The sequence below is a fragment of the Neorhizobium sp. 2083 genome (assembly GCF_031455615.1).
Taxonomy (GTDB): Bacteria; Pseudomonadota; Alphaproteobacteria; order Rhizobiales; family Rhizobiaceae; genus Neorhizobium.
The window spans coordinates 403,031-421,989 of sequence record NZ_JAVDTC010000003.1; the positions used below are offsets into that span (position 1 = coordinate 403,031).

The window sequence follows — 18,959 nt, forward strand, 5'->3', positions numbered from 1 at the left end:
GGCCATTTCTGCCGATCGTAGCGAAGGAGATATCCCGCATGGACAAGACAATCGGAAGCACGGCGGAAGCCGTCTCCGAGATCGGTGATGGCGCGACCATCATGATCGGCGGTTTTGGCGGATCGGGAGCGCCGATCGAACTGATCCACGCTCTGATCGACAAGGGGGTCAGGGACCTGACCGTCATCAACAACAATGCCGGCAACGGTCGCATCGGCATCGCCGCGATGATCGACGCGGGCATGGTCCGCAAGATGATCTGCTCGTTTCCCAAATCGTCGGATCCGCGCGCCTTCACGGACCGCTATCTGGCGGGCCAGATCGAGCTGGAACTCGTGCCGCAGGGCACGCTTGCAGAGCGCATCCGCGCCGGCGGCGCCGGCATTCCGGCTTTCTACACGCCGACCGCTTATGGCACCGAGCTTGCCAACGGCAAGGTGATCGCCGAGTTCGACGGCCGCCACTATGTGCAGGAGCGCTGGCTGAAGGCGGATTTCGCCATCGTCAAGGCGCAGCTCGGCGATCCGTTGGGCAACCTCACCTACAACAAGGCCGGCCGCAACTTTAACCCGCTGATGTGCATGGCTGCCGCCAAGACCATCGTGCAGGTCTCGAAGATCGTGCCTCCCGGCGGCATCGATCCCGAGCATGTCGTCACGCCCGGCATCTTCATCGACCGTGTCGTCGAGGTTGCCAACCCGCAACAGGAAGAAGTCCTCATCCGAGCCGGAGTGGCCTACGCCCCAGGAGCCCAGGCATGACCGTCAACACACGCGAAGACATCAAGCTTTCCAACGCCCAGATCGCCTGGCGCGCCGCCCAGGACATCAAGGACGGCGCCTATGTGAATCTCGGTATCGGCTTTCCGGAAATGGTGGCGCGCTACCAGCCGCCGGGCCGCGAAGCGATCTTCCACACCGAGAACGGCATCCTGAACTTCGGCGAGGCCCCGGCCGAAGGCGAAGAGGACTGGGATCTGATCAATGCCGGCAAGAAGGCCGTGACGCTGAAGCCTGGCGCCGCGTTCTTCCACCACGCCGACAGCTTTGCCATGGTGCGCGGCGGCCATCTCGATGTCGCCATATTGGGCGCGCTGCAGGTGGCCCAGAACGGCGATCTTGCCAACTGGCGGGTCGGCTCCAAGGGGGTGCCGGCCGTCGGCGGCGCCATGGACCTCGTCCACGGCGCCAAGCAGGTCTGCGTCATCACCGAACATGTCACCAAGAACGGTGAGCCGAAATTAGTTGAAGCTTGTACCTTTCCGCTGACCGGCGTTGCCTGTATCACTCGGGTCTATACGAGCCATGCAGTCGTCGACATCGTCGAGAAGCATTTCGTCCTGCGCGAAAAGCTTGCCGATATGACGGTCGAAGAACTTCAGGCCATGACCGGCGCGCCGCTCCATCTCGATGGACCGGTTACCGATCTCGTCGTGCCCAAACTATAAAGAGAAGATCATGACCGAAGCCTATATCTGCGATTACATCCGCACCCCGATCGGCCGTTTTGGCGGGTCGCTCTCCTCCGTACGTGCCGACGATCTTGCCGCGATCCCTCTCAAAGCACTGATGGAGCGTAATGCTTCCGTCGACTGGGAAGCGGTTGCCGACGTGATCTATGGCTGCGCCAACCAGGCCGGCGAGGACAACCGAAACGTCGCCCGCATGGCCGGACTGCTTGCCGGCCTGCCTGTCGGCGTTGGCGGCACCACGATGAACCGGCTCTGCGGTTCGGGCATGGACGCGGTCATCACCGCCGCCCGCGCCATCAAGGCGGGCGAGGCCGAACTGATGATCGCCGGCGGCGTCGAAAGCATGAGCCGCGCGCCCTTCGTGATGCCGAAGGCCGATATCGCGTTTTCCCGCAACGCCGAGATCTACGACACGACGATCGGCTGGCGTTTCATCAACCCGCTGATGAAGAAGCAGTATGGCGTCGATTCCATGCCGGAAACCGGCGACAACGTAGCGATCGACTACAAGGTCTCCCGCGAGGACCAGGACTCATTTGCCGTCCGCAGCCAGGCGAAAGCCTCGGCGGCTCAGGAGAACGGGCGTCTCGCCAAGGAAATCACCTCGGTCACCATTCCGCAGCGGAAGGGCGATCCTGTTGTCGTTGCGAAGGACGAGCATCCCCGCGCGACCAATATGGAAGCGCTCGCCAAGCTCAAGGTGCTCAACAAGATCGAAGGCGCAACGGTCACCGCCGGCAACGCGTCGGGCGTAAACGACGGCGCGGCAGCCTTGATCATCGCTTCGGAAGCGGCGGCCAAGAAATACGGCCTGACGCCGATCGCCCGCATCATGGGCGGCGCCACCGCCGGCGTTCCCCCGCGGATCATGGGTATCGGCCCGGCGCCCGCCACCCAGAAACTCTGCGCCCGCCTCGGCATTTCGCCGAAGGATTTCGACGTGATCGAACTCAACGAGGCATTTGCAAGCCAGGGCATCGCCGTTCTGCGTGAACTCGGCCTCAAGGAAGACGCCGAATATATCAACCCGAACGGTGGCGCGATCGCGCTCGGCCACCCGCTCGGCATGTCCGGCGCCCGGATTTCCGGCACGGCGGCGCTCGAACTGTCGCTGCGCAAGGGCAAGTACGCGCTCGCCACGATGTGCATTGGCGTCGGGCAGGGCATCGCCGTCGCGCTGGAACGGGTTTAATCTGGAAATCCCCCTCTCCAACATGAGAGGGGGATCTTGCCATTGAACAGACACCTGTCAGATCGTCGCAACTGGCTGTTGGACCTTGGTCCCGGTATCCGCAAAGCCTATATAGGACGAGCCGCAAATTCAGCGGAACCCAAGGTTTTGAGATGAACGATGAATTGCAGGCGCGCGCCGCGCATGTCGCGGCGATCCGGGACCGCGCGGAAGCGGAGATGAAAGCGATCGGCATAGATAACGCCTTTATCGGCAACCTGGTCGATACTTTCTATGGCCGCATTCTGGCGCATCCGGAACTGGGGCCGGTCTTCGACGCGCGGCTTTCCGGGCGCTGGCCGGAACATATGGCGAAGATGAAAAGCTTCTGGTCCTCCGTCGCCTTCCGCAACGGCGCCTATGGGGGCAAGCCGGTCCAGGCGCATGCCGGCGTCGCCAACATGACCCCGGAACTCTTCCCGAAATGGCTGGAGCTGTTTGCCGCGACGCTGGACGACATTGCCCCGAACCCGGAGGCGAAAGCCTGGTTCATGGCCACGGCCGAGCGTATCGCGCGAAGCCTGACGCTCTCGCTGTTCTACAATCCGGCGCTCGACGACCCGGCGCTGAAGCAGGGCTGACTGTCGGCGAGCCCCAGGTGCCTAGAGGTGGCGACCCGCGTCCAGCACCTCCTCAGCCTCATCGAGCGACATTTCAAAAATCTTGCGGCCGATATCGAAGCTGAAACCCGCTCTGGCGAAGGCGGAAAACTCCTTCGCCTTGCGTTTTTCGTCGAGCTCTCCCTTGCGGAATGGCCCGAAGGCGCGCTTGCGGGCAAGAACGAGCGCGGCATGGAAATCGTCCGCCTCCGCGACTGCGGCTGCGACGGTGCCGCTCGCCACGCCTTTCCGGGACAATTTTTGGGCGATGGCCCGCCTTGACTTGCCGCCGCGCATGCCCGAGCGGGTGCTCATCTCGGCGAAAGCCGCATCGTCCAGCGCCTTGTTGTCATAGGCGAATTTCACCGCGAATTCGGCGAGCGCCCTGATCTGGATTTCGCCGATATCCTCGAATTTCTGGCGTGCCTTGCGCGCGATCGCGTCGAAAAGCTGCTTTTCCGTGTGCATCCGCCGCTCGATCCGGTACATCGTCGAATTGCGCGCCCAGGACAACATGCGTGGCGTCGGCGCATCGGATTGCGGCGTCTCTTCGTCCAAGTCCAGTTCAGGCCTCCAGCCCCGTCTTGACCGCTTCGCGCGGTGTGGCCGCGGATGCTTACACCAGGCAGCCCCGGCGAAACAACATCGTCGGATATCCCGACGATGTTGTTGGAGGACCATTTCACACCGTGGCAGCCGGCTTCAGCGCATCCTGATGCACGACGATCCGGGCGTGATAGGGCACGCGCGTATAGAGATCCATGACATCCTGGTTGACGAGACGCACGCAGCCGGAGGATGTCGCCTTGCCGATCGAAGCCCATTCCGGCGAGCCGTGCAGGCGGTAGAGCGTGTCCTGGCCGTTCTGGAAGATATAGAGCGCCCGTGCCCCGAGCGGGTTCTTGACGCCCGGATCCATGCCGCCGTTCTCGATGGAGAACTTCTTGAGGCTCGGCTGACGCGCCACCATCTCGTTCGGCGGCTTCCAGCGCGGCCAGGGCTGGCGCCAGTGGATGACGCCTTCGCCCTGCCAGGCGAAACCGTCCTTGCCGATGCCGACGCCGTAGCGCATTGCCGTGCCGCCGGGTTCGACCACGTAGAGGAACCGGCCGGGCGTATCGACGACCACCGTTCCGGGCAGTTCGCCGGTCGGATCGACGACGCGCTGGCGATAATATTTCGGGTCGATCTGTTTATAGGGGATTGCCGGCAGCAGATGGCCGCCGTCCTCGACCGCGGCGTAGCGGGCCTGCAGCTCGGCTTCGCTCGGAGGTTCGATCGGGCGGCGGGCCATTTCCGGGATCGGAGCCCGCTCGGTGGTGGTGGAGCACCCGGCAAGCGCCGCGGTCATCGAGACGGAGCCGATTACGAAGGCGCGCCGCGACATCTGGTATTCGAGGGTCATGGACCGAAAAATCTTTCTGAAAATCAACGTATAAGAGCTAGTAGCGGTTTCGGGCCCGAGCCAGCAAGGCGGAGGTGCATCACATCACGGTGACCTTCCCGTCATCTGTCGAAAACCGGCCTCAACGCCGACTGCAAGATCAGCAATCTCAGCAACAACGTCAATTCCCAACGCCTGCAGCGTGACAATGCGCAGATCGTGGTGACGGTCCAGATCACCATGAGCGTCAAGCTGAAATGAAGGTTCGAGAGAACCTCAATCGGTTGGCCTGGCCTCGTAAAACGTCCTGACATCCGCAGCAAAGCTCCGGCGCGAATCCGGCCTGGTGTAGAACATGTGCCCGCCGCGATAGACCTTGAGCCCGGCGCGCCCGGCCGCGAGGTCGGGCGGCAGGTGGTCGATGACGTAGCGGCTGGCGCCATAAGGCGTCAGCGCGTCGCTGTAGCCGTGGGCGATCATCAGCTTGAAGGACGGGATGACCGAGAGCAGGTCGCGGATATCGGTGGAGGCGCTGGCGAGCGAGCGCGAGTCTCCGCCGCGGCTGCCGTTCCATTCCCAGCGACGGTTCACTTCCTCGTTCAGCAGCGAATAGGTCATTTCGCTGGCAAACCCGAGTTCGTTGCGGGCATAGGCTGCGAAAGCGGCGCCGTAGGCGCGTGTGTAACCTTCGAGGATCGGATCGTCGTTGCGGGTGACGGCATCTTCCGGATAAGCATCCGGCACTGAATAGGAGGCGTCATAAGGGCTGACGACTTTCCCCGTGCCGCCCATCTGCTTGGCATAGACATCGCCGACGAAACCGCGGGTGCGGGCGACGACATCTCTCGGAATGCCGGTGAGCTCGGACACGCGGCCATAGAATGCCTCGGCTGCCTGGCCGGCGGGGGAGGGACCGGCAAGTCCCGTCAGGTAATCGCCGATTGCGAACCGCTCGGCCTCGGCGAGCTTTTCGGGTGTGAACTGGTTGCGGCGCTCCAGCTCGGCCGCCGCCAGCGACGGAAACTGCAGCGCCGCGCTCAAGGGATCCTCGGAATTGGCAAGGAAACGGCCTTCGACCAGCGGCGAGAGCATGACGATGCCAGAAGCCAGCATTCCCTGACTGTTCTTCAGGGAAACGGCAACCTTGGCGGCGCGAAAGCCGCCGTAACTCTCGCCGAGCAGATATTTCGGCGCATCGAGGCGGTTGTTCTTCTGGACGTAGAGAGCGATTGCCTTGGACAGGCTGTCAGCATCCTGTCGCACGCCGTAATAGCTGCCGGCCGCATCGTTGCTGGCGGCACGGCTCCAGCCGGTGCCGACCGGATCGATCAGCACGAGATCGGTAAAAGCGAGCCAGCTTTCCGGATTGTCCTTCAGCCGGGGTGTCGTGCCGTTGTCGCCGGTCGCGCCGAATTCCAGGATCTTCGGGCCGACCAGGCCGAGATGCAGATAGGCGGAGGCAGCGCCCGGGCCTCCGTTGAAGGCGAAGGTCAGCGGCCGGCCCGGCGTCCTGTTTTTCGCGATATAGGCGGTGTAGAAAATCTTCGCCGATCGGTTGCCGTCCTGGCCGAACAGGTCGAGCGTGCCCGCCGTCGCCGTGTAGGGCAGGTCGCCGGATGGCGCCTTGAAGACATGTTCGGTTGTGGAATCCGCCGGGATCAGGCCGAATATGCCGCCACTGCCCCCCTGTTCCGTCTGGCGTGCGCGTTCGCGGTTCTCGTCCCCGCCACGCTGCTGCTGCGCCAGAACAGGCACCGAAAGGGTGAGCAGCACGGCGAGGGACGCGATCATCCGATGAAACGACAAACTGAAATCCTCCTTTGCCAGCCGCACACTATGTAGGGCGGCGGCTCGATCCGCAAAACTCAACTCCTATTGATCGGTGGGTAGGAGGTTTATGTTCGCCTTTCAACGTCTGCGAGGGGGCGTCGTGCGCTGATTATCGACGTTACGCGCAAACGCGGCCCGGCCTGGGCTCCGGCCTGTTTTCGGCGGCGCAAGCGAGATGCGGAATAACGGTGCAAATCTGCTGCAAATGGTGCGGATTGCTGCGCGATCGGTAGTCATAACCGCACATCGTCTTTACGCTCGCCTCCATGATTCCCAAGATCGTATCTCCAAAGCCGTCGTTCCAGCCCATGCCGGCACCTCGCTGGGCTGCACCCCCGACCTTTGCTGCGGAAGCCTCGGACGCGGCATTTATGGCGGGTGGAGCGCTTTATCCGCTCGACCAGATCGTTCGGGCGGAGTTCGACTGGGTCGGGGCGTGGCGGCAGCGGCTGGCGCTGAAATGCGCGGCAGCGGCGGTACGGCTTACGGGACGTTCGGAGGACGAGGCCAGCCTTCGCGACGCGTGGCTGCTGCGAAAGCCTGGAGACGATCCCGGCCCTGCCGGACAGATCCTTGCGGCCTGGAAGCGGCTTGCCTCCCGTTCGGCCGCGCTCGATGTGGACGTCATGCAGACGATTGCCGGCATGCTGGGCATCAAATGGGACGAGCCGCTGGCAACGCTCGTGCAGTCCTTCGACGATCTCGGCCTGACCGGATCCGCCGCGCCGTTTGCGGCAGCGGCGATCATGCGCGAGACACTCGCGACCCGCCCGGATGCCGAGGTGCTCGGCTGGTGGCTTGCCGATCTCCTTCTGGCGCAGAAGCTGCGATGGTCCGTGCCGGTGCCGCTGTTGATGGGCCAGCGCTTCTCTTCGGTATTCCGCGCCGAGGGCGGGCGCGGCCGGATCCGACCGGGGGACGACGGGTTCGAGCGGGCGATCTGCCTGGCTCTGGTACACGCCGCGACCGAAGCCGGCCGGCTGGCGACGGAGATTGCCCGGCGTGCCGACCGGCTTGCCGCCGTGACGCCGAAGCTGCGTTCGAAAGGGGCAGACGATGGGCTCCGCCTGCTGCTGTGCGAAGATGCGGTCTCCGGCTCCCTGCAGACGCAGAACCTATCCCGTTTCGCGTCGCGGCGGCTGTTCGAGCGGCTGCAACAGCTGGATGCCGTGCGCGAGCTTTCCGGCCGCCCCACCTTCCGGATCTACGGACTCTAGGCATGGCGAAGCGGACGCGGCAGATTTCGATCGACAAGGAACTTCTCTACCTGACCCCGGAGGAGCGGCATCGCCAATGGGCGGCCCGGGTGGAGGCGGTGATCTTTGCCTCTTCCGAGCCGGTTACCCGAAAAGCGCTGGAACGCGTCGTGGGACAGGACTGCGATATCGAGGCGATCATCGGGGAAATCCAGGAAGCGCTCGTGGGCCGGCCTTACGAACTGGTGGCGGTCGCCGGCGGCTGGCAGCACCGCACCCGGCCCGAGTTCGGGGATGTCATCCACGCTTCCGGCACCGCCAACGCCCCGCCGGCAGATCTGACCGATCATCAGGCGCTGGTGCTGATGACGATCGGCTATTTCCAGCCGGTGACACGGGCCGAGATTTCCAAGATTTTCGGGCGCGAAGTGAGCCGCGATACGATCGCGACGCTCCGCCAGCTCGGCTTTCTCGCTTCCGGCCCACGCAGTCCGACCCCCGGTGCGCCATACACCTATATCACGACTCCGGCCTTCCTCGCCGCCTTCGGTTTCGACACGCTGCGCGACCTGCCGGATACGGAAATGCTGGAGGATGCCGGACTGCTGACCCGCAAGCTGCCGGTCGACGATTTCGTCGAGCCGGAACTGGAAGACGACGAGGACTAATAGTTGCGCTTGAAATGTGCGGGAATTGGGCACATATTGAGCTGCGGATGATCAAATCTGGATCGGACTGTTCTCATGGCACACGCCTTCGAAATTGGCGCCGCCGCTTTCGGTGAACCTCAGTCGTCACTCCTGTCCGCCCGGCGGGTATCCGATCTGCTCGGACTGACGCAGGCGGAACTGGCGAAGCTGATCGGTGTCGCCCGTAACACGCTGACGGCCAAAAGCGGTGCGCGCAAGGTCGATCTGGCGCTCTCCCCGGTCGTACGCATTCTGGCGATGGCGAGCGAGATGGCCGGCGACGAAAACCGCGCGGCGATCTGGTTCAAACATCAGCCGATCCCCGGCTGGGCGGGCAAGACGGCTTACGACCTTGTCGGCGAAGGCAAGGCTGACAAGGTACTTGCCTATCTGGAGGCGGTGCGCTCCGGCGTTTATGCCTGAACCCGTAGTCCTCTGGCGTGCCTATGTGCCGCGCTGGGCGCATGCGCCGCTTTCAGGCGACGGTGCTGCCCGTTTCGGCGGACGCTGGAACCCGGTCGGCGCACCGACCATCTATGCTGCGCGCGAGCTTTCCACTGCCTGGGCGGAATACAACCAGGGTTTCGTGCAGCATCCGGCGCTGATCGCCCAGCTTCGGCTCGATGGCGCGCGGCTTGCGGATTTGACCGACAGCAACGTTCTGGCCGGTCTCGGCGTTGACGAGGCTATCCACCACTGCGAATGGCGGGCCGATCTCGATGCCGGCCGGATACCGGCGACGCATCTTGTCAGACAGAGGTTGCTCCACGAGGGCCACGACGGCGTTATCTACCGGTCCTTCATGTCGCCGGGTGGAATCTGCATCGCCCTCTGGCACTGGAACGACAAGGACCAGCCGAAACTGACGGTTACCGATCCCGATGGCCGGCTGCCGAAAAGCCCGGCCTCCTGGTTATAGCAGGGGACGTTGCATGACCCGGCGGCGCGCGCTTCGGCTAGGACAGCGGGAAAACCATCGCGGTTCAACGTCACAGCCAGAGCTATGTAGAAAATATTCAGTTCAACCTTGGCATTCGAAATTTAGTCGAATGTAATGTTTTGGATGCATGATGCACCGAGGAGAGCGCGGCACATGCAGCAGAACATTCGCATCACATCGCACGTCACGATCGTGCTGACATTGCTGACGGCTCTGACGGCGCTTCTTCTGGCTGGCTTCATGTGGCTTGCCTCCACCAAAGTGGATGATATCGCCTTGACCCGGCAGAAGGGTTACGTCGAGCAGGGCCTCGACGAGCAGGTGAAAGCCGTGCAGCATGAACTGGAAAGCGTCACGACGTGGAATGACGCGGTTCTGCTGGTTTCCAAGGGTGCTCACCAATGGATTGTCGATAATATCGGCACATGGATGCACACCTATTTCAATCACGACCGCACCTATCTCTTCAATGAACGGGACGAACTGGTCTTCGCCATGCGCGACGGGCAGGATATTGCTGCCCTGACGTTCAGCGAGGATGAAAAGCCTGTGGCGGCCTTGCGGGATAATGTCCGTGCGGAGCTGAACAAGCGCATCGCACCCGGCGATTCGGCTCCTCCGGTGATTGGCGGTATCTTTTCCGAGCAGATCCTTGCCATAAGCGGCCGACCGGCGGTCGTCAGCGCAAGGCCGATCGTCCCGAGCACCGATGCAGTCTCGGTCGACCCCGGCAAGGAGTTCATCGCGATTGCCGTGAAATTCCTGGATGCCGGAGCCGTTGCGAAGATCGCCCGCTACGCGCGGATCGAGACGTTGCATTTTACCACCGATTCCGCTGAAGCGAGCGCGGCCATCCCGGTGAGAGCCACCGACGGCTCGACGCTCGGCTACATGGCATGGCAGCCCGTCCGGCCGGGTATGATGCTCATCGAGCAAATCGCTCCGGTCGGCGTCGCCGGTATTGCGGTGGCAATGGGCGTCGTGATCTTTCTGGGGCGGGGACTGCGCAAGACGTCCATCGATCTGTCGGAAAGCCGTCTGGCGCTGATGCGCCATCGCGATCAGCTCGAGGAGAGCGTCAGGCTGCGGACGGCCGAGATCGAACGCCAGCGGGAGGAACTGGACAGGCTGCTGGCGCAGGAGCGGCACGTGAACGCCCTGCAACGCCAGTTCGTCACCATGGCTTCGCACGAATTCCGCACGCCGCTTGCCATCATCGATGCCGCCGCTCAGCGCCTGTCGCGCACCAAAGCCACCCAGAAGCCCGAATATGTGGAAGAGAAGGCGGCTCAGATCCGCTCCGCCGTGCTGCGCATGGTCGACCTGATGGAAAGCATCCTGTCCGCCGGCCGGCTGGAGACCGGCAAGACGACACTGAAGCCCGAACGCCTTTCGCTGGCGGAGCTGATCGAAACCTGCTGCGCCCGGCAGGCGGATATCCGCAAATCTCACACGTTTCACAAGGACCTTTCGCATCTGCCGCAGACGATCCTTGCCGATCGTGCGACGATCGAACAGGTCTTCACCAACCTGCTCTCGAATGCCATCAAATATGCGCCCAAGGCGCCGGACATCCATATCCGGAGCTGGACGAAGAACGGCATGTCCTATGTGTCGATCAAGGATGACGGTATCGGCATGGATGCCGAGGACCTGCCGAAGCTCTTCCAGCCCTATTATCGAGCCCGCAGCGCCACCGGGATTGCCGGCACCGGTATCGGCCTCAACATCGTCAAGCAGATCATCGACCTGCATGGCGGTTCGATCTCGGTCGAGAGCGCGCTCGGCCGGGGAACAACGTTCACGGTAGCGCTCCCCAACAAGGGACCGCTTGCAAATATCATCAAACGAGCAGCTTAGGGAAATACCAGGATGATCACGGTACTATGCATCGACGACGAAGCGGATATTCGCCAGCTCATCGTCGAGGAGCTGACGGACGCGGGATTTGCCACTCTGGAGGCCGCCAACGGCCAGGAGGGGCTGGAGGCCATTCTGACCTATTGGCCCGACATCGTCATCTGCGACATTTCCATGCCGGTCATGGACGGTCATCAGCTGCTGGCCGAAATCCAGATGAACCATGCCGAGCTTTTCAACATCCCCTTCATCCTGCTGTCGGCCCTGACCGACAAGGATAACGTATTGACCGGCCTGCGGGCAGGCGCGGCGGACTACCTGACCAAGCCGATCGATTTCGATCTTCTGCTGGCCAAACTTGCCGGCTGCATCGCCCGCCTTGAGAACGACCGGGCCGTCGGCCGGGCGCTGTAACCTTAAGGCTGGACGGTATCGGTCTGCGCGAACTAGGCGCCGGGCAGCATCGCTGCCGATGCATCGCCGGTTATGAATGACGTCGGCGACGGCGAACCCTTCTGCTCGTCCTTCGTCAACGCCGCTTCGGGAGGGTCCCCGATCCAATGCTCGGGCGAGGCCCGCGGCCCGAAATCCGGCGGGGTGCGAGCCTCTAACCGCCATCATAGCGGCTGTCGGAACCTAAAAGCCGCGCCCGCGCAGCCGTCAAATCAATGTTTTGTAAAACGCCAGGCCGCAACCCGGTTTGATAGCTGGAGATCGATTTCAATTCCGGCCGCGGCCGCGCTCATCGGGGCGGCGTCTCGTCCGGTTCAGGACACAAGTCCGATCTGCGATCGGCGGCCTGCCAGAAACTGGCGGATCACGGGATCGGTCTCGAGGTCGATGGCGCACCGATAGGCGTCGTCGGCCTCTTGTCCTCTGCCGCAGCGGGCAAGCAGATCGGCACGGGCCGCCCAATAGGGCTGGTAGCCGGCAAGGCGCTGGTCACCTCCTGCGGCATCGAGGGCCGCAAGTCCCTCTTCGACGCTTCGGCCGCTTGCGATCACAACCGCCCGGTTGATTGCGACGACCGGTGAGCCGGTCAACGCCAGCAGATGGTCGTAGAGCGTTTCGAGCACAGGCCAATCCGGTCGATGGCCGAAACGGCAAACCGCATGGGCGGATTGCACGGCCGCCTCCAATTGATAGCGGCCTATCTTTCCGCGATGGCTGGCCGTCAGCAGAATGTCTTCAGCCTCGTCGATCAGCGTCCTGTTCCATCTGGCCGAATCCTGGTCGGCGAGCGGGACATACTCTCCCGCCTCGGTCCGCCGCGCACCGCGCCGGGCTTCGAGATGCAGCATCAGTGCCAGGAGGCCGAGCGCTTCGGGTTCGTCGGGCAGCATCGCGGCCACCAGCCGGCCGAGCCAGATCGCCTCGTCGGTCAGCCCGCGGCGGCGGGACGGCGTGGCGGCCGGATCGATCCAGCCTTCGGTGAAGGCGGCATAGATGGCCTCCAGAACCGCATCCAGCCGCTCGCTCATATCGGCTCGCTCGGGCAGGCGGAAGGCGATGCCGGCGTCGCGGATCTTGGTCTTGGCACGCACCAGCCGCTGCCCCATGGTCGCGGGCGGGATGAGGAAGACGCCGGCGATCGTCGCCGCATCGAAGCCGAGAATGGTCTGCAGGATCAGCGGCCCGCGCATCCGGGCATCGATCGCCGGATGGGCGCAGGCGAACATCAGCCGCAGGCGCTCGTCGGGAATATCCGCCTCCTCCGTCTCCGAAAGTTCGTCGGACAGCAATGTCAGGTGGTCGAAAGCGGCGGCCCGCGTCCCGCCGCGCCTGCCGGCATCGAGCTGCCGGCGGCGGGCGACGGTCAGAAGCCAGGCTTCGGGATTGTTCGGAATGCCGGTCCTCGGCCAATCGGCAAGCGCCGAGGCGAAGGCTTCCGACAGCGCGTCCTCCGCGCCCGCGACATCGCGGGTGCGCGCAGCGAGAAAGGCGACGAGCCGGCCATAGGATTGGCGGGCGACGCGCTCGGCCTCGCCGGAAACCCTGTTCAGGGCCTCGCCGTCGCCGACCATGACGTCACATCACCCACATCGGGCGCACCTCGATCGCCCCGTTGACGGCGCCCGGGCATTTCGCGGCCCATTCGAGCGCGGCGTCGAGATCCGGTACGTCGATGATGAAAAAGCCGCCGAGCTGTTCGCGGGTGTCGGCATAGGGACCGTCCAGCACCTCGGTCCTGCCGTCGGCGGTCCGCACCGTGCTTGCCGTCCCGGAGACCTGCAACCGGTCGCCGCCGACGAGCGCGCCGGATTTCTTCAGCGCTTCGGCATAGGCGATATAGGGGGCGGAATGGGCGCCGCTCTTGGCGTCAGCAGCAAACAGGGCTTCGTCGCGATAAATCATCAGCATGTATTTCATGGCTTTTCTCCTTGGGTGCGGCAGTCCGTGATCGGCCTGCTACACCAATGTCGTTCGAGAATAAGCCTGTTCGACACGCCGCGAAAAATCTTTCGCCGACCGCGAGATCTCTGTCACTCGGCCTTCGTGGGCTCGTCGCGTTCACGGAGATTGCGGGCGACAAGGCGACAAAGATCGCGCAGTTGCTGATAGCTTTCCTGCGGCAGAAACGAGAAGATATCGCGCTCGACGGTGTCGGCGGCGGCATCGCAGGCCTTGATCATCCGTTTGCCTTCGGTCGTCAGGCTCATGCGCAGGATACGGCGGTTGGCCGGATCTTCCTTGCGGGTGATGAGGTTGCGGCGCTGCAGCCCGCCGATCAGCTCGTTCATCGTCTGCGGCGTGACGAAGAAGCGGCGCGAGAGCTCGGCCGAGGAAAGGCCTTCGCGGCTGCCGATCACGCTCAATACCGTATATTGGATGCCGGTCATCTGAAGCGTCGTCAACGCCGCTTCCAGCCGGCTGCGCACGGCGTGGTTTGCCTGGTTCAGGAAGTAGATTGCCCGGGGGTGCTGCATCACCCAGTCGCTGGTGCTTGCTTCTTCGGGCTTCACGTCTTCAGCCATCACGATGCGGCGACCTTCCTCAAAACGGTTATATGAGCGGGGTAGCGGAGAAAATGCTGACGCACAAGTCGCGTCGCGCGAAACCCTCAACTAACTGAGGCGCCGAGTCGGCCGGAAAGTGATCTCGCGACGCGCAGCGTGGCGGTCAGCGGCGGGCCGGAAGGCGCGATATCGAAGCCATCCTGGCGGCCGAGCACCGTGATCACCGCCTTCAGATGCCCGCGATGATCGAACACCGGCGCGGCCACGGCGGAGAAATCCGGCACCGTGGCAGGCAGCGTCGCCGCATAACCTTCGGCGCGCACCTCTGTGAGTTCGGTTATGAAACGGGCCGTCGAGGTTTCGCCTTCGCCGCCCTGGCGCATCAGGACGCGCAGGTGATGCTCCCATTCCGCATTCGGAAGATTGGCCATGAACACGCGGCCGGTCGCCGTCGGCCACAGCCGCACCAGCGAGCCGACCTTGATCTCGTAGACGCTGTCGGAACGGCCTTCGATCTTGTCGACCACGACGGGCGCGTCACCGTTCCAGACCGCCAGCGTCACCGTCTCGCCGAGCACCGCGGCAAGCTCCGAGATCGAAGCGCGCGCGAGGCTAAGGAAATCCGTGCGGGAGAGCGAGGCAAGCCCGAGCTGCAGAGCCGAGTCGCCGAGATCGTAGAGGCCGGACAGGCGATCCTGGGCGACGAAACCGGTGCGCACGAGGCTAACGATATAACCATGCGCCATGCTCGGCGTCATCCCGGCGGCGGCGGCGATGTCGTTCAGGCGCATGGCGCGGCCGGCGTGCTGGATCGCCGTCAGCACCCTCAGGCCCTTTTCGAGCGACTGGATGCCGGCACCCTTGAGCTCCGGCTCCTTTGTTGATGCCCGCTGTTTCGCCGACGTGTCCATGACCTCTCCGCTTGACGTCCTCATGCTTCTTTATACAATATAACTGAATGATTTCAATAATATTGAAATCCTACGCAAAGGAGGGAGGAAACCTTGGCGGAATATCTGGTTTGTTCGGAGGATGAGATCGCCGATGGCGACCGCAAGGTCGTCGCATGCGGCGAGCGGGAGATCGGCATTTTTCGGGTGAAAGGCGCGCTGCATGCCTGGCACAACATGTGCCCGCACCGGCAGGGGCCGATCTGTCAGGGCCGCATCTATCCCGAAGTCATCGAACCCGTCGACGAGAAAGGCGAGGTGCGGACGCTTCAATACAATGAAGAGAACATGCACGTCGCCTGTCCCTGGCACGGCTGGGAATTCAATCTGGAGACCGGCCGCAATGCCGGGCCGGCGAAATACCGGCTGCATCGTGCGGAGCTGGCGATCCGGGAAGGGCAGATCTATGTCGTCCTCTGAACCGACATTGCGCAACGATCCCTATGGCTGGATCGAGGACGCCACGCTCGACCTCGAGAAGGCGACCGCCGAATTGCTGGAGACCGGCCAGGCCTCGAGGGTTTCCGATGAAGCCGTCGCCCGGATGATGACGGCGGCGATCCGTCTCTATGTCGCGAAAAGCGATGGGGAGGAGCGGACTTTCCGGCCCCTGACCGGCACGCGCGACGAGACCGTGACCGCCACCGAGGCCCTGTCGGCCGTTTCCGAAATCCTGCGCGCCCTGAATCTGGGGCCGATGGAACTGGCGCTCTGGTACCGCCGCCGCCCGGACGAACTGTAGGTCCGTGCCCGAAATTCACTCTTTCGCCTGAGGAGAGCGAACATGGATATTTCCAACGATACCTCGAACAGGGATCGCGCCCGAGAACTGCCGGTGCAGCAGATCGACGTCTTCACCGATACGCGCGATATCCTGGCCCATGCCAACCGGGCCGCCAGGAAGCGCGGTTTCGAGGACTGGCTGATCTGCGACGTGGACGCCCACCACACCGAGACGATCTCCTGGCACGAACTGGTGCAATATATCGAGGATCCGGTCATCCGACACCAGGCGATGCTCTTCCACGACGAGAAGATGGGGACCGCGTCCTACGGCCTCAACGGTGACATGGGCCTCAAATACCAGGATGTCGGCGGCCGCATTCCGCACCAGGCCGGCATCCGCGAAAAGGTCGAGGACGGCGTGCACCGCGACGTGACGCTGTCACGGCGGGCGATGCAGGCGCTCGGCGTCGATTACATGGTGCTGTTCCCGACGCCGATGCTGACGCTCGGCCTCCATCCGCAGCCGGAAATGGAGGTTTACCTCGGTCGCGCCTATAACCGCTGGCTGATCGACAAGGTGCTGACCAGGGACGATCGGCTGAAGACGCTCGCCTACCTGCCGTTCAACGTGCCCAAGGAAGCGGAACGCACCATCGAGGAATTTTCCGGCCAGCCGGGCGTCATCGGCTTCTGCGTCCCCTCGACCCGCCACAGGCCGATCCACCACAACGACTATATGCGCGTTTATGCAATGCTGGAGGAACGCAATCTGCCGATCGCTTTCCATGCCGCCTATCACTGGCAGGACCAGTCGCTGTCGACCATCAACCGGTTCCTCGGCATGCATGCGCTCGGCTTCGTGTGGTGCAACATGGTGCATATGACCAACTGGATCCTCAACGGCATTCCGGAGCGGTTCCCGAAGCTGAAGAGCATCTGGGTGGAGAGCGGCCTCGCCTGGATCCCCTTCCTGATGCAGCGCCTCGACGACCAGTACCTGATGCGCCCCTCCGAAGCGCCGCAACTGAAGAAATTGCCGAGCGAATACATGCGGGAAAACTGCTGGTACACGACGCAGCCGATGGAAACGGTGAACATGAAGGCGCTGCAGCTCACCCTCGAGATGATTAACGCCGAAAGCCAGCTCCTCTTCGCCTCCGACTGGCCGCATTTCGATTTCGACCTGCCGCAGGAAATCTACGACCTGCCGTTCCTCAGCGAACAGGCGAAGCGGAATATCCTGGGGCTGAATGCGGCAAAGCTGTTCGGGCTTGATCCGACGCCGCGGAAGACTTTGTAGGGACGGGAAGATCGGGCGATCGCTTGCGGGGATGTTGAGCGGCGCGGCATATTCCCTCTGATCTCCTCCCTTGAGGGGGAGATCGGCAGGAAGCACCGTCGTAACCGCTCCATCCGCCACACGCACTGCAAGCTCCAAACATCCATTCAACAAGGAAACCTCTCCCATGGCCATTACCGGAGGCGATTCCATCGTCGCTTCATTGCGCGCCCACGATGTGGACACCATTTTCGGCATTCCCGGTGCCCAGCTCTATGGCCTGTTCGACGCCTTCCAGCGCGGCGGCATGCGGGTGATCACGCCGCGCCACGAGCAGACCTGCGCCTACATGGCCTTCGGTTATGCCCGCGCCTCGGGCAATCCCGGCGTCTATTCCGTCGTGCCGGGGCCGGGGGTGCTCAACACAGGCGCCGCGCTGCTCACCGCATGGGGCTGCAACGAGCCGGTTCTGTGTCTGACGGGCCAGGTGCCGACCGCCTTTCTCGGGAAGGGACGCGGCCATCTCCACGAGATGCGCGATCAGCGCGCTACGCTTGCCGGCATCGCCAAGTCCGCCGAACGTGCCGACAGGGCAGGGGATGTTTCCGCCGCCATCGCGCACGCGTTTCGCGAGATGCGCTCGCTGAAGCCGGGGCCGGCGACGGTCGAAATGCCGTGGGAGCAGTTTACGGCGGAGGGCGAATTCGAGATCGTCCGGCCGCTGAAAAACCATCCGGATCCGGTGGCGGATGTGGCGATCGTCGAGGCGGCGGCTTTGATCGGCAAGGCGGAACGGCCGATGATCTTCGTCGGACCCGGCGCGTTCGAGGCTCGGGAAGAGGTGCTGCGGCTTGCCGAATTGCTGCATGCACCGGTCGTCGCCTTCCGCTCGGGGCGCGGCGTCGTCTCCAACCGCCACGAACTCGGCCTCACCATTGCAGAGGCGCGAAAACTCTGGCCGGCGGTCGATTGCGTTATCGGTATCGGCACCCGGCTCGAAGTGCCTGGCTGGCGCTGGAAACCGAGGCCCGAGGTGCCGGTCGTGCGACTGGAGATCGACGCCGAGGAACTGACCCGCACGCCGGAGGCGCTTGGCGTGCTCGGCCGGGCAAAGACCTCGCTCAAGGCGCTGGTCGACGAGATCGAGCCGCGGACGCCTTCCCAAGATTGGCGGGAGGCGATCCGATCCGCGCGCGCGGAAATGGCGGAAGCCATCCAGGAAATTTCGCCGCATTACGGATATCTGCAGGCCATCCGCGCAGCGCTTCCCGATGACGGCATTCTCGTCGAAGAAGTCTGCCAGTCCGGTTTCGCCTCCTGGTACTGCTATCCTGTCTATGAACCGCGGACCTTCATTTCGACGGGCTTCCAGGGCACGCTTGGTTTCGGTTTCCCGACGGCACTCGGCGTCAAGGTTGCCCGGCCGGACGTGCCTGTCGTGTCGATCGCGGGCGATGGCGGCTTCATGTTCGCCGCCCAGGAACTGGCGACCGCCGCACAATATGGCATCGACGTGATCACCGTCGTCTTCAACAATTCAGCCTTCGGCAACGTCAAGCGGGACCAGCAGGAGAGCTTTGGCGGAAGGCTGGTCGGGTCGGAGCTGAAGAATCCGGATTTCGGCAAGCTCGCCGGAGCCTTCCATGTGGATTTCGCCCGGGCGAGCGCGCCGGAAGCGCTTCGCGCGGCAATAGAGACCGCGATCGCCAGCGGCGGGCCGTGGCTGATCGAGGTACCGCTGTCGCTTGAAAGCGAAATCAGCCCATGGAAGTTCATTCACGGCTAATCCGTCGATAACGAATTACATTCGATATCGACAAAAACCGCTATCGCCGTGGCAGGGAGCC

21 protein-coding genes are annotated in these 18,959 nt (G+C 63.4%); 14 read left to right on the plus strand and 7 right to left on the minus strand.

The window, feature by feature from the left end; all coding sequences use genetic code 11:
• Positions 1 to 38 precede the first annotated feature (38 nt).
• The 4 genes from J2X76_RS14615 to J2X76_RS14630 all read left to right on the plus strand — a co-directional run bounded on the left by J2X76_RS14615 (position 39) and on the right by J2X76_RS14630 (position 3,283).
• A complete protein-coding gene (locus tag J2X76_RS14615; protein WP_113131129.1) occupies positions 39 to 761 on the plus strand; it encodes a 3-oxoacid CoA-transferase subunit A in 723 nt (240 codons plus the stop codon).
• Positions 758 to 1,447: a CoA transferase subunit B gene (locus J2X76_RS14620; protein ID WP_310217360.1), complete on the plus strand. Its 690-nt coding sequence runs from the start codon at positions 758 to 760 to the stop codon at positions 1,445 to 1,447. Before J2X76_RS14615 ends, J2X76_RS14620 begins: the two co-directional genes overlap by 4 nt.
• A 10-nt stretch (positions 1,448 to 1,457) precedes the next feature.
• Complete coding sequence (gene pcaF, locus J2X76_RS14625) at positions 1,458 to 2,663, plus strand: 3-oxoadipyl-CoA thiolase (protein ID WP_310217362.1); 1,206 nt, start codon at positions 1,458 to 1,460, stop codon at positions 2,661 to 2,663.
• Between the two features lie 152 nt (positions 2,664 to 2,815).
• Positions 2,816 to 3,283, plus strand: a complete 468-nt coding sequence (locus J2X76_RS14630; protein ID WP_310217364.1) for a truncated hemoglobin — start codon at positions 2,816 to 2,818, stop codon at positions 3,281 to 3,283.
• Between the two features lie 21 nt (positions 3,284 to 3,304).
• Here J2X76_RS14630 and recX read toward each other — a convergent pair whose 3' ends face one another.
• From recX to J2X76_RS14645, 3 genes are all read right to left on the minus strand, one after another.
• Positions 3,305 to 3,859: a recombination regulator RecX gene (recX, locus tag J2X76_RS14635; RefSeq protein WP_310217367.1), complete on the minus strand. Its 555-nt coding sequence runs from the start codon at positions 3,857 to 3,859 to the stop codon at positions 3,305 to 3,307.
• Between the two features lie 124 nt (positions 3,860 to 3,983).
• Positions 3,984 to 4,706, minus strand: coding sequence for a L,D-transpeptidase (locus J2X76_RS14640; RefSeq protein WP_310217370.1), 723 nt, complete (start codon positions 4,704 to 4,706; stop codon positions 3,984 to 3,986).
• A 255-nt stretch (positions 4,707 to 4,961) separates the two neighbouring features.
• A complete protein-coding gene (locus J2X76_RS14645; protein ID WP_310218054.1) occupies positions 4,962 to 6,476 on the minus strand; it encodes a S10 family serine carboxypeptidase-like protein in 1,515 nt (504 codons plus the stop codon).
• A 305-nt stretch (positions 6,477 to 6,781) separates the two neighbouring features.
• Here J2X76_RS14645 and J2X76_RS14650 point away from each other — a divergent pair, with 305 nt between their 5' ends.
• The 6 genes from J2X76_RS14650 to J2X76_RS14675 all read left to right on the plus strand — a co-directional run bounded on the left by J2X76_RS14650 (position 6,782) and on the right by J2X76_RS14675 (position 11,614).
• Positions 6,782 to 7,732 carry a DUF1403 family protein gene (locus tag J2X76_RS14650; RefSeq protein WP_310217373.1) on the plus strand — a complete coding sequence of 317 codons (951 nt, stop codon included), beginning with the start codon at positions 6,782 to 6,784 and terminating at the stop codon, positions 7,730 to 7,732.
• Positions 7,733 to 7,734: 2 nt separating this feature from the next.
• Positions 7,735 to 8,379, plus strand: a complete 645-nt coding sequence (locus tag J2X76_RS14655; protein ID WP_310217377.1) for an SMC-Scp complex subunit ScpB — start codon at positions 7,735 to 7,737, stop codon at positions 8,377 to 8,379.
• A 75-nt stretch (positions 8,380 to 8,454) separates the two neighbouring features.
• Positions 8,455 to 8,823, plus strand: coding sequence for an antitoxin Xre/MbcA/ParS toxin-binding domain-containing protein (locus J2X76_RS14660; protein WP_113131118.1), 369 nt, complete (start codon positions 8,455 to 8,457; stop codon positions 8,821 to 8,823).
• Positions 8,816 to 9,319 carry an RES domain-containing protein gene (locus J2X76_RS14665; RefSeq protein WP_310217379.1) on the plus strand — a complete coding sequence of 168 codons (504 nt, stop codon included), beginning with the start codon at positions 8,816 to 8,818 and terminating at the stop codon, positions 9,317 to 9,319. The genes J2X76_RS14660 and J2X76_RS14665 overlap by 8 nt, the downstream gene beginning before the upstream one ends.
• A 174-nt stretch (positions 9,320 to 9,493) precedes the next feature.
• Positions 9,494 to 11,200, plus strand: coding sequence for an ATP-binding protein (locus J2X76_RS14670; protein WP_310217381.1), 1,707 nt, complete (start codon positions 9,494 to 9,496; stop codon positions 11,198 to 11,200).
• Positions 11,201 to 11,212: 12 nt separating this feature from the next.
• Entirely contained in the window at positions 11,213 to 11,614 is a 402-nt protein-coding gene (locus J2X76_RS14675; protein ID WP_113131116.1) for a response regulator transcription factor, read from the plus strand.
• Between the two features lie 353 nt (positions 11,615 to 11,967).
• On the opposite strand, the gene J2X76_RS14680 is transcribed toward J2X76_RS14675, so the two are convergent.
• The 4 genes from J2X76_RS14680 to J2X76_RS14695 form a co-directional block, all read right to left on the minus strand.
• The gene (locus tag J2X76_RS14680) at positions 11,968 to 13,224 is read right to left on the minus strand and encodes a DUF6596 domain-containing protein (RefSeq protein ID WP_310217384.1); all 1,257 of its coding nucleotides are present in this window, start codon (positions 13,222 to 13,224) and stop codon (positions 11,968 to 11,970) included.
• A gap of 4 nt (positions 13,225 to 13,228) precedes the next feature.
• Positions 13,229 to 13,570, minus strand: a complete 342-nt coding sequence (locus J2X76_RS14685; RefSeq protein WP_113283032.1) for a YciI family protein — start codon at positions 13,568 to 13,570, stop codon at positions 13,229 to 13,231.
• Between the two features lie 113 nt (positions 13,571 to 13,683).
• Positions 13,684 to 14,175 (minus strand): MarR family transcriptional regulator, encoded by a 492-nt coding sequence (locus tag J2X76_RS14690; RefSeq protein WP_113127567.1) that lies wholly within the window; start codon positions 14,173 to 14,175, stop codon positions 13,684 to 13,686.
• An 86-nt stretch (positions 14,176 to 14,261) separates the two neighbouring features.
• Positions 14,262 to 15,068, minus strand: coding sequence for an IclR family transcriptional regulator (locus J2X76_RS14695; protein ID WP_310217388.1), 807 nt, complete (start codon positions 15,066 to 15,068; stop codon positions 14,262 to 14,264).
• A gap of 93 nt (positions 15,069 to 15,161) precedes the next feature.
• Between J2X76_RS14695 and J2X76_RS14700 the strand changes: the two genes are divergently transcribed.
• From J2X76_RS14700 to J2X76_RS14715, 4 genes are all read left to right on the plus strand, one after another.
• Complete coding sequence (locus J2X76_RS14700) at positions 15,162 to 15,527, plus strand: Rieske 2Fe-2S domain-containing protein (RefSeq protein ID WP_310217390.1); 366 nt, start codon at positions 15,162 to 15,164, stop codon at positions 15,525 to 15,527.
• Positions 15,514 to 15,849: a hypothetical protein gene (locus tag J2X76_RS14705; RefSeq protein WP_310217393.1), complete on the plus strand. Its 336-nt coding sequence runs from the start codon at positions 15,514 to 15,516 to the stop codon at positions 15,847 to 15,849. Before J2X76_RS14700 ends, J2X76_RS14705 begins: the two co-directional genes overlap by 14 nt.
• A 42-nt stretch (positions 15,850 to 15,891) precedes the next feature.
• Entirely contained in the window at positions 15,892 to 17,133 is a 1,242-nt protein-coding gene (locus tag J2X76_RS14710; protein WP_310217396.1) for an amidohydrolase family protein, read from the plus strand.
• A gap of 166 nt (positions 17,134 to 17,299) precedes the next feature.
• Positions 17,300 to 18,898 (plus strand): thiamine pyrophosphate-dependent enzyme, encoded by a 1,599-nt coding sequence (locus J2X76_RS14715; protein WP_310217398.1) that lies wholly within the window; start codon positions 17,300 to 17,302, stop codon positions 18,896 to 18,898.
• The last annotated feature ends 61 nt before the right edge of the window (positions 18,899 to 18,959 follow it).